This is a genomic window from Streptomyces sp. NPDC001634 (genome assembly GCF_040298185.1).
In the GTDB taxonomy this organism is placed as follows: Bacteria; Actinomycetota; Actinomycetes; order Streptomycetales; family Streptomycetaceae; genus Streptomyces.
The window spans coordinates 1-13,245 of the sequence record NZ_JBEOZU010000150.1; the positions used below are offsets into that span (position 1 = coordinate 1).

General features: G+C 68.4%; 12 protein-coding genes and 2 pseudogenes. 12 read left to right on the forward strand and 2 right to left on the reverse strand.

The annotated features are described in order from the left end of the window. The first annotated feature begins 502 nt into the window (after positions 1-502). The 10 genes and pseudogenes from ABT186_RS45475 to ABT186_RS45520 all read left to right on the forward strand — a co-directional run bounded on the left by ABT186_RS45475 (position 503) and on the right by ABT186_RS45520 (position 10,258). On the forward strand, positions 503-760 hold the full coding sequence (locus ABT186_RS45475) for an SUKH-4 family immunity protein (protein WP_351930276.1): 258 nt from the start codon (positions 503-505) through the stop codon (positions 758-760). 97 nt (positions 761-857) lie between these two features. After that, positions 858-1,841, forward strand: coding sequence for a tetratricopeptide repeat protein (locus tag ABT186_RS45480; RefSeq protein ID WP_351930278.1), 984 nt, complete (start codon positions 858-860; stop codon positions 1,839-1,841). A 59-nt stretch (positions 1,842-1,900) separates the two neighbouring features. Then, entirely contained in the window at positions 1,901-3,250 is a 1,350-nt protein-coding gene (locus ABT186_RS45485; RefSeq protein WP_351930280.1) for a hypothetical protein, read from the forward strand. Between the two features lie 9 nt (positions 3,251-3,259). Next, positions 3,260-3,550, forward strand: a pseudogene (locus ABT186_RS45490) (integrase core domain-containing protein); the annotation flags it as partial. Between the two features lie 167 nt (positions 3,551-3,717). Further along, positions 3,718-4,383, forward strand: coding sequence for a hypothetical protein (locus ABT186_RS45495; protein ID WP_351930282.1), 666 nt, complete (start codon positions 3,718-3,720; stop codon positions 4,381-4,383). 22 nt (positions 4,384-4,405) lie between these two features. Continuing rightward, positions 4,406-4,807 (forward strand): TRM11 family SAM-dependent methyltransferase, encoded by a 402-nt coding sequence (locus ABT186_RS45500; protein WP_351930284.1) that lies wholly within the window; start codon positions 4,406-4,408, stop codon positions 4,805-4,807. Between the two features lie 9 nt (positions 4,808-4,816). Further along, positions 4,817-5,410: a hypothetical protein gene (locus ABT186_RS45505; protein ID WP_351930286.1), complete on the forward strand. Its 594-nt coding sequence runs from the start codon at positions 4,817-4,819 to the stop codon at positions 5,408-5,410. Between the two features lie 216 nt (positions 5,411-5,626). Then, positions 5,627-5,809, forward strand: a complete 183-nt coding sequence (locus ABT186_RS45510; protein WP_351930288.1) for a helix-turn-helix domain-containing protein — start codon at positions 5,627-5,629, stop codon at positions 5,807-5,809. Between the two features lie 96 nt (positions 5,810-5,905). Further along, complete coding sequence (locus tag ABT186_RS45515; RefSeq protein ID WP_351930290.1) at positions 5,906-7,027, forward strand: tyrosine-type recombinase/integrase; 1,122 nt, start codon at positions 5,906-5,908, stop codon at positions 7,025-7,027. A 426-nt stretch (positions 7,028-7,453) separates the two neighbouring features. Further along, complete coding sequence (locus ABT186_RS45520) at positions 7,454-10,258, forward strand: hypothetical protein (RefSeq protein ID WP_351930292.1); 2,805 nt, start codon at positions 7,454-7,456, stop codon at positions 10,256-10,258. A gap of 267 nt (positions 10,259-10,525) precedes the next feature. Here ABT186_RS45520 and ABT186_RS45525 read toward each other — a convergent pair whose 3' ends face one another. Further along, on the reverse strand, positions 10,526-10,711 hold the full coding sequence (locus tag ABT186_RS45525) for a hypothetical protein (protein ID WP_351930294.1): 186 nt from the start codon (positions 10,709-10,711) through the stop codon (positions 10,526-10,528). 173 nt (positions 10,712-10,884) lie between these two features. Continuing rightward, positions 10,885-11,451 (reverse strand): RBBP9/YdeN family alpha/beta hydrolase, encoded by a 567-nt coding sequence (locus tag ABT186_RS45530; protein WP_351930296.1) that lies wholly within the window; start codon positions 11,449-11,451, stop codon positions 10,885-10,887. Between the two features lie 105 nt (positions 11,452-11,556). On the opposite strand from ABT186_RS45530, the gene ABT186_RS45535 reads away from it, so the two are divergent. Next, complete coding sequence (locus tag ABT186_RS45535; protein WP_351930298.1) at positions 11,557-12,000, forward strand: Lrp/AsnC family transcriptional regulator; 444 nt, start codon at positions 11,557-11,559, stop codon at positions 11,998-12,000. Positions 12,001-12,580: 580 nt separating this feature from the next. After that, positions 12,581-12,699: pseudogene (locus ABT186_RS48210) on the forward strand (glycoside hydrolase family 38 N-terminal domain-containing protein); the annotation flags it as partial. Between the last annotated feature and the right edge of the window lie 546 nt (positions 12,700-13,245).

Here is a 13,245-nt window from a genome sequence, read left to right on the forward strand (position 1 = left end):
GGACCCTAGACAAGTCCCATCGTTGCAGGTCAGGAGCACTCTTCGCGTTTCTGATCACCCACTGGACGCCCCGCCGTGTGAAAGCGCGAGGTTAATCGCCCAAACCTTGTCCGGGGGGAATCTAAGCCGCCTGGCCTCTTCCTGGGCTGCGAAGAGGGGTCGCAGGCCAATCCATGCGTCAGCGGGATCGAAGCGGCACACGGACCACGGCTGATCCGCGCTACGCGGATACAAGTGGCAGACGACCTCTCGGCGGGCGGTACGTAGTCGGGGGCGGAGTGCAGGCGTTCTTCGAGACGGCGCTGCGCGTCGTACGCGCGGCCGCATCGTGGGTGGTGGTCGTGGTGCGGGTGGCGGTACTGCCGTCAGCCGGGGCAGTGCCGGACGTGCTCTGCGACGAGCAGGGGACGGCCGAGTTCTCTGTCTGCTGCCCGCGCCGATAACGGCGGAGGATCTCCCGCCCGCTCTGAGGCCGTTCCACGAGGGTCTCCACAAGCCGGCCGTGTCCTTCTTCAGCTCCTCGCTCGCGCAGTACGTCGAGACGGCCTGGCGTTGGCACGCGGCCCTGGTAGTTCTGCGGGACGCGAACGAACCCGCGGATACGGCCTCCCCGGAGGAGTTCGACCGCCACTACGGCCTGCTCTACGGGTGCGTCGACCTGATCCTCGACGCGGTCCGTCGCATCGACCCGGCCGTTGCCGCGGAAGAGCCACACGCGACCTGGATCGAGCTGATTCGTGAGAACTCGTTCTCACCGTAGGAAACGGCGTGGCCGTCGTTGCCCCCGCGCCGAAGCCGTCCTGGTCGCGGTGCCTCCCGGCGGTCCGGGTATTTCTTGTCTCTACTATCTTCGGATCATGTCGAATCGAGCGGCGGCTGCCGGGGTCGGTCTTGCGCGGGTGATGGCGCATTGTGGGGGCAGCTCCACGGCGGCCGTGCACTACGTGGCCGGCGCTATCGCCTCCGCACCTGAGGACCCGGAGCCCTACGCGGTGCTCGCTGAACTGTGGGAGGAACAGCGGGCCGACCTGGCCGAGCTCCTTCAAGGCACTGGCTCCCTGAGGACGGTGCTGGCGCAGTCGTACGTCAGCTTCCTCGAGAACGACATGGACGGCGCGGTGATGGCGATCGGCGCGGTCACGGGCGTGCAGCCCACCATTGCCTGGGCCAACGCCCCCTGGTTCAGCGATAAACGGTTCCTGGGCACAGTGACTGCCGACGCGCTGGCCGAGGCCGCCATGCGGACGATGGACTACGACCATGCTTTGGACACCCCCAGCACGCGGGAGGGTCTCCGTCCCTGGTTCCATGCGATCGACGTCGTCTGTTCCCGCGAGCCGGTACCTGAGGCGATGGCCAAGATGGCCATCTTCCTGCGGGCCTGCGGTCTCACCGATGCGTCGTTCGGCCTCTGCGACCGGGCGGATTCCATTGAGCGGATCATGTTGACAGAAGTCGTCCGGGCGGGGACGTGGCGCAAGCTCGGGGACCCTGGGCAGACCGCGGCGGCGTTCGAGCGCGCTCTCACTCTGGACCCGACCAACTGGTCGCTGTATCTAGACCTGGCCGACCTACGCGCCGAACAAGGCGACTTCACCACCGCGGTCCAACTCATAAGCCAGGGGCTGGAGCACGAACCGACCGAAGTCACGCTTCGCGCGGCCGGGGCCGCCTACCGGACCCGGATCACGGGCTCGCCCGACGACCTGCGTGAACTTATCGGATTGGCGCCGCACCTGCCGAACGGCCCGTACCGGGGACTGCTCATCGATCGCGCCTGTTCCGGCCCCGCCCTGCCCGCCGAACTAATCGCCGAGGCCCGCCGCTTCCAGAACACCTGACACGGGCTCCAGCCCGTCACGGAGGTGGTGTTGTCAGTGGGACCGGTGAGTATGGTGTAATGACTCACGCCATACCTGTGCCGCTGCCGTCCGCGCTCGTCGATCACCACGCTGTCGACCTGGAACGCAAGTACACCGACGGCTGGGGCCTGAAGGTCAACGACGTCGCCACCGCGCCCTCCGGCGAGATCTACGCCCTCTACAGCGTCCACCGCCACACCTACGGCATAGCGGACGACGAAGCAGACCCGGCGAAGGTGCACTTCGGCTACTCGCTGCTGACCAGGTACGCCCCCGACGGCACGCTGCTCGCCGTCGCGGTCTCGGGGCAGGACGAGTATTACCTGCGCCAGGACACCACGCTCGGCGGCCCCACGACGGGGCTGGGCAAGGACCTGTGGTGGGCCAAGGGACTGTGCGTCCTGCCCGACGGAACGATCGCAGCCACCGGGTCCGGAGACCACACCCATCTGGTCACCGCGGACCTCACGGCGGTGACCGCGCACCACGGCATGCCCCACCGAAGGTACGACGACGGCCAGCGCGACCCGTTCGCCACCTGGATCAGCACGACTCCCGCCGGCCGCCTGCTGTGCACGACCGGCGAGTACGGGCTCTACAACTACGCCAACCTGATCGACAACATCGTGTCGATCACCGACCAGCCCCTCACCCCCGACTCGAAGCCGACGCTGCGGGCCCTGACATCCATGGAAGCAGAACCCGTCAAGCACACCGAAGCCGACCTGCGGCCGGACGTCCTGTTCAATGGCGAGCCGGTCGGCATGGACCACCGGCCGCGGCCCTCGCTGACCGAGCACCTCACCGAGCTCGAACAGACCGCGCGGCAGTGGGACTGGCACGACGCCCGGCTCGGCCGGCCCGCGGTGGTGCGGGAGGACCTGTTCGTCGTCCCCGTCTACGGGCACATCTACCGGGGCGGCAGCCGCGGCCAGCGGTTTGCCTTCGTCCTGATCAGCGACAAGGGCGAGATCGTAGGCCAGCTCGGCGGCATGCACCTGTACCGCGACAGCCCCTTCACCGGCTTGTGCTTCGAGATCGCCGCCGACCCCGCACGCGAGCGGATCTACCACCTCAACCGGTACGGGCTGTTCGCCTGGACGGCCACGGGAGTCCGAGCCCAACGCCTCGACCTGGAAGACAAGCGGTACAAGCCGCTCAAGCATTTCACGCTCGTGGACTGCACCCCCGCGGGCGAGCTGATCCTCGTGCACCGCACGCAGCACCTGCTGCTCCGCATCCCGTGCCCCGCTTCCCTCGGTGACCTCGGCCAGGTGGTGGAGGACGCGGTGCGCTCCTACTCCAAGCAGCGCACCGCTCTCAAGAAGCAGTGGCAGCCGGTGAATTGGCACTGGGTCGACAGTACGGCTCCGGTGCACCGCCTCTGACCGCGTGGCCAATTCCGGTCCCGGAAGTTCGTCCGGGCCCTCGACCACCACCGGATGGTCGGATCGATAGGAAGAGTCGGGGCGGCTGGCGACAACGCGGCCATGGAATCCTTCTTCAGCCTGCTGCAGAAGAACGTCCTCGACCGCCGGACCTGGGCCACCCGTGAAGAACTGCGGATCGCGATCGTGTCCTGGATCGAGAGGACCTACCACCGGCGCCGCAGACAAGCCGCACTCGGCCGGATGACACCCGTCGAATTCGCGGCCGTCATGACCACACCGGCCCTCCAAGCCGCGTGACCGAACCTGTCACCCAAACCTGCATCAGACCCGTTGCTGAGAAAACGACTTGATTGGGTGAACAGGACAAACACGCGCCGGTGCGATGGCAAAGATCAGCTGCTGAGTCCCTATTACTCCACGTCAGCACGAGTCGGCCGACCCACAGTCCCGGGCGCCATCAGCCCATGTCGAAGACCCCGTCCCGCCGCTCCACCGCTTCCCTACCGCGTACGTCCCACCCGCTGCCGACGACGATCTGGTTCCCCGGCCCGGACGAGCCCAAAGCCGCTCCCATCCCTGGCGCGGTGCTGCCCGCCTGGGCGATCGACAAGATCCGCACCGAGTTCGTCGGACGCCCCGGCCACCTGCCCGCCCCGCTGCTCAAGATCGCGATCCGGGACACGGCGCCCGGCATGGACGCCCGCATCCCCTGCACGGACTTCGCCGCCGCAGCCGACGGTGACTCGGACAGGCCGTCCATCCTGCTCGCCGAGCTGCACCCCGACGCCCTCCCGGCGACCGCCCATGACCTGCCGGCCGGTGGAAGCGAGATGCCCGGCGCGCTGGAGGATGGCTGGCCTGGCTTCTTCCACCGCGCCCACCGGCTCCTCCCCGCAGGCGGTTTCCTGCTGCTGGCCACCCGGCAGCGCCGCGACTGCGGGCGCCTCACCGACCCGCTCGGCGCGCTCATCGCAGGCGCCCGCACCGCCGGCTTCCGCTACCTCCAGCACATCGTGGTCGTCTACGGCCACCCGGTCGGCGACCGCCTCGTTCCTGCGCTGCCCTCGGACGCGTCCCGTGGAGTCGCGTACTGCGACCTGATCGCACTGTCCGCGATCACCCACGTCTAGGCCGAGGAACAGGAGAGCCGCCATGCCGTCCCCCCTCTCGGCGTGGAACACCGCCCCGACCTCCGCCCCCGCCCAGCGCAAGGGCCGCTACGTACCCGGCTCCGCCGCCCACCCCGCCAAGATGCTCCCTGCCATCGCCGCCCACGCCATCACCACCTACACCCGCCCCGGCGAACTGGTCCTGGACCCCATGTGCGGCATCGGCACCACCCTCGTCGAGGCCATCCGCCTCGGCCGTCACGCCCTCGGCACCGAGTACGAACCGCGCTGGTCCGACCTGGCCCGCGCCAACGTCACCCACACCATGCGGACGACAGAACGCGGCAGCGGACAGGTCGCATGCGGCGACGCCCGTCACCTGACCGACCTCATCGGCGAACGCCAGCACGGCAAGGTCGCCCTCGTCGTCACCTCACCGCCGTAGGGGAACTCGGTGCACGGACAGGTCCGCTCCACCCGCGAGACCGGCGAACGCGGCGTGGTCAAGAAGGACTACCGCTACAGCCACGACACCTCCAATCTCGCCCACGTCTCCACCGACCGGCTTGTGGAGGCCTTCACCGAGATCCTCACCCCGTGCCGACGCGTCCTTCGCCCCGGCGGCACTGTGGTCGTCACCACCCGCCCCTGGCGTGAGGGCGGCGAACTCATCGACCTGCCCTCCGCCGTCCTCGGCGCTGGCCAGGCCGCTGGACTGACCCCCACCGAACGCTGCGTCGCCCTCCTTGCAGGCATCCGCGACAGCCGCCTGATCACCCGCCCGTCGTTCTTCCAGATGAAGAACGTCCGTGACGCCCGCCGCCAGGGCATCCCCCTCGCGGTCGTGCAGCACGAGGACGTGCTCGTCTTCACCCGGCCCGGCATGTGCTCGAGTTTGCAGGAACCCAGGCGCGGTTCGGACGAACCCAGGCATTCACAGTACTTTCGCCCGCGGACGGCTCGTAGCCGCCGAGCACACCACGGTGCTGACGCCCGACAAGCCACGCACGTCGTGGACGTCCGACTCGGCAGGCACTCCGTCTCTTGATCCACTGCCGCGCTGCGGCACCGGAGCGGAGGGGCGGCGGGACCCTGTAGCGCGTCAACATGCCAGATCACGGGCTTGACGACGTGCCCGAGGCGGAGCGTCCATGGTCGATGTCCGGCGCGGCAGCCGGGTCCGCAACGTGTCGTGCACCGCTGTCCACAGGTCCGATTACGAAGGGGGACCACCCATGCACCTGCACAGGGCGGCGGTGCGCGCATGACGCGAGGCGGAAGCAACCGGCTGCTGACCGTGGAAGAGGTCGCGGCGTGGCTCAGATTCAGTGAGGCCACCGTCAGGAACAAGTACCGCGCCTGGGGGATCAAGCCCCAGAAGGTCGGACGCCTCCTCAGGTTCCGCGAGCGCGACATCGCCAACTACCTGGACGAGCACTACGGGTGAGACCGGATGCCCGCAGTGAGCGAGGAGTGAGGCCCGTTGGCCACCGTCTACCAGAGATGCAAAAGCGACAAGCGGAGCGTCAACTACCCCTGCATCATGCCCCGGTGCGGACACGCATGGACGGTCCGCTACCGCAAACCCAGCGGAGCCGAACGCCAGCAGAGCTTCGAGAAGAAGCCCCAGGCGGACGCCTTCGCCGCCAAGCTGGAGCACGACAAGTACGAAGGGCTCTACCTCGACCCCAGACGCGGCGAGATCACCCTTGCTGCCTACTGCGCCGAGTGGCTTGAGCGCCAGGTCATCGCCGAGACCACGTACCGCAACTACGAGAGCTTCATCCGGATCCACCTGGTCCCCTGCCTCGGTGGCAAGGCGGTCGCGGGTGTCCAGCACAAGGACATCGAGGCCTTCGTCGCAGCCGTGAGCAAGAAGCTCGCCGCCAGCACCGTGTGCGACCGGATGAAACTGGTCACCCACATCTTCCAGACCGCGGTGGAGGAGAAGCGACGGGCAGACGACCCCACCGACGCGGTCAAACTCCCCCGACGCGCGGCGCACGCGGTCGACGAGGACGAGATCCCGACCCTGCACGAGGTCGATCTCATCGCCAAGCAGATCTCCCCTCAGTACCGGCTGACCGTGTATCTGCAGGCCGGGGCCGGACTGCGTATCAGCGAGACACTCGCCTTCACCGCCGACTGTCTCCGGTCCGACTTCCTCCGTGTACGCCGGCAAGTCAGCGCCAAGGCGCACCGCGACGACTGCGAGACCCGGTTTGTCCCGCTCAAGCACCGGGCTGAGGGCGAGTACCGGGACGTTCCCCTCCCTCCGTTCCTTGCCGAAGAGATCGACGCGCATCTACGGGAGTGGGGCACCGTGACAACGTCCGGCCTGGAGGTGCTGTTCGCGCCGAGGGAGCGTGGAAAGGGCACCATGCCCACCGCGACGACGTACACGTACCACTTCAGAAAGGCGCTCAAGGACGCGGGCATCGTCAAGCCGGATGGGAGCCGGAGATACACACCGCATGGCCTGCGCCACTTCTTCGCCTCCACCGCCCTTGTCAGCGGCATCCCGATCCACGAGGTCTCCCGTTGGCTCGGCCACAAGTCGATCAAGACCACGGTGGACGTCTACGGACACCTCCTCCCCGCCTCCTGGGATCGCTGCCGGACCGTGATGCAGGCCGCCCTCCGCCCGGATTCACCTACGCTGTAGCAGGAGTCGGGAATCCCGTCGCTCATGGCGAGTGCGCTGGCCGGTCCGGGCTTGGACCGCTCGGTCCTCGGATGAGTTACGCGGATTCGTCGAAGCGAGGGTTCTCCTCCGCCGGGGCGTGCAGGGCGGGCTGCTCGATGCGGCCATCGCGCTGGTCTCCTTCAAGATCTTGGTGGTTGTCGAAGGATCAGCCGGTTGCCGTGCTCATACCCGGCACTCGCTCCGACGCCCGGCGAGCGCCCGGATCAGGTGGGACCCCATACCACCTTTCAGGACGCAACCCGTTAACCTCGCCTTCGCATGGGGGCATGGTGGCCAAGGGCTCGGGCACGGTGGTGACAGCGGGCTTCAACCGTCAAAGCCGTCCAGAGCCTGGGGCGTTCGGCCGGATGTCCCCCATGCCTTCCCACCGTGAAGGAGGAATGGGTGGCCCAACACACCCTGAGGAGCGGATGCATCGCGGTCGCCGCGACGTTCGCCCTCGCTTCGGGGGTCCTGCCGCTGGCGGCGGCGACGGCTTCGGCCGACACCCCCACCGAGACGGTCATACCGGCCGCTCTGCTCAGCAACCAGCCCAAGGACATCATCGTCTTCGCGGGCACCGGCGGTTTCCTGCACCAGAGCGGGAACCAGTCCGGCTTCGTCTGGACGAAGTACGCGGGCGGACCGGACACTCCGGTGCCCGGCGTCCGCAACAGCCCCCAGCCCGGCGTCGCGGGCGCGGGTTCCGATGTCGTGGCCACCGCGTCCGCCGACGGATACCAGCTGCGCGACATGGACTCCGGAACGACCACCACCATCACCCCCGGTGCCGGACAGAGTTACCTGGGAACGTTCGGCTCGCGCGTGCTGACCTTCACCAAGGCCGCAGACGGGTCCGTCGCGGGCTTTCATGTGCTCGGCACGGCGGACGGGCAGCAGATCGACACGCTGGTGACCGGCTGGCCTGCGGGCGCCACGCTGCAGGCCGTGGTGATGGCCGGGGACGCCGACTCGGTCGTGATCCGCTACATCGACAGCAGCAACGGCACCCCGCAGGGCCGAATGGCGCTGGTGGACCTGGCGACCGGTGCGGTCACGCCCGTGAACTCGGGACCGCTCGATTCCGGCACGCGCGTCGTGCTGTCCGGCAAGTACATCGCCTGGTATTCGATGACGGTGGTGCCCGCGAGCGGGACGGCCGGGCAGGTCTCCTTCATGACCCGCTCCGCTCCCGGCGGCACGGTGAGCACGGTTCAGGTCCCGCCGGCGCCGCTGGGCAGCGGCTACAGCAGTCTCCTGCGCTTTCTGGGCATCGTCGGCGACTCCCTGCTGATCACCTACTCCGAGTCGCACACCGGACCGCCCGCCGCGGACGACACACTCGGCTACCCGCTCTACACGATGCCGCTGTCCGGCTCCGCCACAGTGACCTCGGTTCTGGACCACGCCAGCATGAACATCGTCCGTCAGGAGCCGAACGGGGTCGTCGCCGTCGGCGGCCCGTCCGCCACCGACTGGGCGGCGCGCCTGTTCACTGCCGGGCCGGACGGTACCCCCGTGGGGACGGCCGTGGACTCCGACCCCGCCGTGCCCGCTCCCCTCGACGGGCTGGCCCTCGGCGGCGGGAAGCTGTTCATGATCCAGCGTCTGGCCGGTGGGGACTATGTCTACGACCGGACCGTCCAGCTGGGCTCGCCGAAGCCTTCCTACGGGCCCGAGCAGGGCTTCGGCGAGGCGTACGTGCCCAGCGACTGCGATACCGCGGCCGCCTGCAACCCGCCCATCGCCACCGGTGACGGAAACATCTCGCAGCTGTGGCCGAACGCCAACGCGCAGGGCGACGCCGTCACTGTGCAGTCTCCCGGCTACAGCCCGGTTCTGGTCACGTCGGGTGCCACCGGCGGCACTCTCGTCGACGCCGAGGGCCCCTATGTGGTCTACAACGGCGGCTCCACGAAGAGGCAGTACCTCGGTGACGCGTACGCGGGCGGCAACAGCCACGTGCTCTTCAGCCGCCCCGTCTCCGCCGCCGCGCTGTCCGGCTCCACGGTGTGGGTCCCCGGTGCCGCTGCGGGGACCCTGGTCCAGATCGACCTCACCACCCAGCGCACCGTCCAGAGCGTCGCGACCGGCGCGCTGTGCGTGCCCAGCGAGTTGCAGGCAGCCGCCCAGCACTGGGTGTACTGGTCGTGCGGGAGCTCGGGTCCGGCCGGCGTGTGGGACCTGGCCAGTGGCAAGGACGTTCCCGTGCCCGCCGGTCTGGCCCAGCTGGGCGATGGATTCGTCGTCGAGCATGACACGGCGGCGGGCAAGCTGACGCTCACCGACGTGCACACCAACACGGCCGCCACCACCGACCTGGCCGACCTGCCCGCCGGTGCCGTCGCCGACGACCGCAGGGTGACCTGGGCCGTCGACAAGTACCAGGGCAGCATCGCCTACCTGGACAGCGGCAAGAACATCCACCTCGTCGACCCGCACATCCCCGCCTCGACCCCCGCACCCGCCACAGGCGCCTTCATCTACCCCGGGCAGCACCTGTCCCCGGGCCACAGCCTGAGCAGCTCCACGATGACGCTGACCATGCAGACGGACGGCAACCTCGTGGCGTACCTGAAGACCGGCAAGGGCGCCGGCCAGGCGGTCTGGTCGACCGGGACGAACGGCAACCCGGGTGCGTACGCGGTGATGCAGACCGACGGCAACCTGGTCGTCTACAAGAGCGGCGGCGGCCCGGGACTGGGCGGCGCCCTGTGGTCGAGCCCGACGTACAACAACCCGGGCGCGTACGCCACCGTGCAGGACGACGGCAACCTCGTCGTCTACACGAAGGCGACCCACGAGCCGCTGTGGGCGAGCGGCACCAACGCCCGGCCGCAAACCATCAGCTCGGGCACCACCCTGAAACCGGGCTGGTGGACACAGAGCACCTACACCCGCCTGGTCATGCAGAGGGACGGCAACCTGGTGATGTACCGCCGACGAGACGGCGCCGCCATCTGGTCGAGCCAGAGCTACGGCCACTCGGACGCGTACGCGGTGATGCAGACGGACGGCAACTTCGTCGTCTACACGAGTAGCGGCGGGCCCGGCAAGGGCGGCGCCCTGTGGTCGACCGGCACCTACCGCAACTCCGGCGCATACGCGGTGATGCAGAACGACGGCAACCTGGTCGTCTACAAGAGCACCGGCGGCCCCGGCAAGGGCGGCGCCCTGTGGGCCAGCGGCACCACGACGACGGCACGGTGACCACGCCCTGACCCACGTCGCATTCAAGCATGGGGCCGCGGGCAACCGCGGCCCCGTTCGCGTCCGCAGCAGAATGGAAGATCCGTGCCAGACAGACGGGACACCCGGGTCAGGGCCAGCCACGGACTCCCGGGCCATCGCCGCGGCCTGCAGCATTCCTGCCTGCGCCGCGCACGGGACCTGCGCTTCGAAGGTCGGCGCAGGAGGGAACGGACTGGTGCGGGCACTCTTGGGTGCCCGACCCAGTCCGTGGTCGGTCTGGTGCGGTTACTGGTCGGTGTAGCGGCGGACGGGGGCGGCGAAGCCGCCGTCCCCGTTGCTGTCGGCGGTGAGGGTGAACACGGCGGGGGTCTGGGCGGCGTAGTAGTAGAGGGCGATGTCGCTCTTGCCGTCGCCGTTAAGTCGCCGGCGGTCATGAACTGGGTGTTGGGGCCCCAGTTGGTCTGTGACCACAGCACTGGGGGAGGAGAAACCTCACCTCACAGCCCCACCGCAAGCCCCGGCTGTGACAGTGCGTGAGGCAGATCACTCCGCATGTGTGGGCCCGGCCAGGCAGTGTCCTGGCGATCACGAGCGAAGTCAGATCGTGAGGGCTGCCGCGATGGCACATCCCGGGCGGTGGTTGATCACTGGTTGGTCAGCGAGTTCAGGAGTTCACGGCCGTGCTGCCACGAGCCGAGGCCGCTGGCGGAGTTGAGGTGTCCGCACGCGCCCGCGAGGTGCCATTGCGCTTCCCACCGTGCCGCGAAGCCGACGGCTGCCTCGGGGGTGCAGTACGGGTCGTCGGCGCTGCCCACCACCAGGGCCGGGCACGGCAACGGCTGTGCGGACACCTCGGTGAACGTCGCGGCCGCCTGGCGTGGGAACGCCGGCCCGTGCGGATCGGGCGGCGCAACCAGGAACGCGCCGCCTGTCGGACTCGATGGGTTCTTGGTCAGCCAGGTGGACGCAGCCCAGCAGCCCAGGCTGTGCGCTACCAGCACAGCATGGCTGTCCTGCCGGTAAGCGTCGTCGTATGCCTCCTGGATGGCGTCGACCCAGTCATCCAGGTCGGGGGCGGACCACGAGGCAGGGGAGATCCTCACCGCCGAGGTGCCCCACTGTCGCTCCCACAAGGTCTGCCAGTGCTGTCCGTCCGAGCCGTCGATGCCCGGGGCGATGACGTACACGGCCACTGTCCACCACCGTTTCACTCGTCGCTCCCTACGATCACGGGAGCACCTGGCGCAGATTCTGTTGGATGCATCAGGGCAGCGGCAGTGACGCAAGTGATCTCAAAGAAAATGGTGCGGACAACAATGGAATCACTCGACCGGACAGACCGAGACATCCTCGCCCTGCTCCAGACCGACGGGCGGCTGACCGGCGCGGAGGTAGGGCGCCGCGTCGGACTCTCGCAGCCCGCGGCCGGCGCACGCATCCAGCGGCTGGAGAAGAACGGCGTCATCACCGGCTACCGAGCCGTGGTCAACCCGGCAGCCCTCGGTCTGAACATTCACGCGGTCATCCGGCTGCGCACCACGCATGCCCAGCTCTCACGCGCCCTGGACTTCGCCTCCCGGACCCCCGAAATCGCCTCCACCCTCAGAGTCACCGGGGAAGACTGCCTCATCTTCGACGTCTACTGCCCACAGGCCGGACGACTCGAAGAGGTTGTCGACGCATTTGCCCGTTACGGCCCTGTCACCACATCCCTCGTGCTCCGCGCCTATCCCCCAAAGCCGCTGACCGACGCCACGTAATGGGGGAGTGCCCACCGATCGGTTCATCGGACGGCTGGGGGTGCCCGACGAGAAGACCCTCCGCGACATCGCGGCTGTGATCGATCTCCCCGCTTCATAGGACCGCTGCCGAATGATCATGCAGGACGGCCTGAGGCCGGACGCCCCTCCGGCCATGCGCCCCGGTGCTGTGCGGGCCCTTGTCCACCCTGCGGATCCAGCGTGAAGGGAGGCGCGGCTCCACCGATTCCGGCGGCTGGATCCTGGCTGGATCCGCTCCGATTCTCCGGCGTTTCCGCAGGCCAAAACGCTGCATCCAATGTTCCGGTTCAACGTTTAGTTGCCGCCGTGGCATCGGCGTAGCGATCTGGCAAATGTGCAGGTCGGTTGGGGTCGGCTCCGTTCGGGGTCGGCCCCGTTGCTGTATCCGGTGCTGGATCCGTGCTGGATCTGGCTGACAGTGCGTCAGCTGGTTTTTCGGCAGACCGGCTGCGGAATCCGTGGTCGACCGGCCGCGGCGGGGCGGCTGGCCGACGGTGGGGTGTCGGCACCGTTGTGGCCGTCGGTCGGGCCGCATGAACGGCGACGAGTTTCGTGGTGACTGCCGGAGATTATCGAGGCGTCGGCGCCAAGTGGTTGCTTACGGAGAAGATCTCCTGGAGCCGGGTCAACGTCTTCCCCCACCGCACCCTTCGGTGGGAGGGAATCGGCGGCTCCCAGCCGCAGACGTCAGGGAGCCTTCCGGTTCGCCCGCTCATGTAGTGCCGTGTAGAGCCGGAGCGCCTCGTCGGCGAGCTCCTTGTCCGAGCGCCCTGCCAGGATCCGCTCGTGGGTTGCACTTGCGGGGGAGTCTACGCGCCTTGAGGCGCTTGACCCTCTGTTCGGCATCCGTGAGCGAGGCTTCAGCCAAGGCAAGCGCGGGCCGGCGGCCGGATGCCTCGTCGATCTTCCGCTCAAGCCGAGCGGTTGCGGAGTCGAGTTGATCGAATCTTCGGCAACGCTCGCACACGAGGCCGCCAGATCTCTGGAGCCGGAAGAGGAACTGGTGGCAGGCGCTACACGGGGATGAGAGCGCGAAGAGCGCCAGTGGGACTCTGTTGCCGGATTCTGGAACTTGGCCGCCCGTTTGACGGACGTGGCGGACCTTGTTGTGCATCGGCCGGACTCCTCCCTAAGGGCTGTCCCGTAACCGCTGGTCATGCATCGCCAAGCCCCGCGCTGGCTTGCGAGCGCCAGGGTCGTCACTGGGTATCGATGCGCAGATCC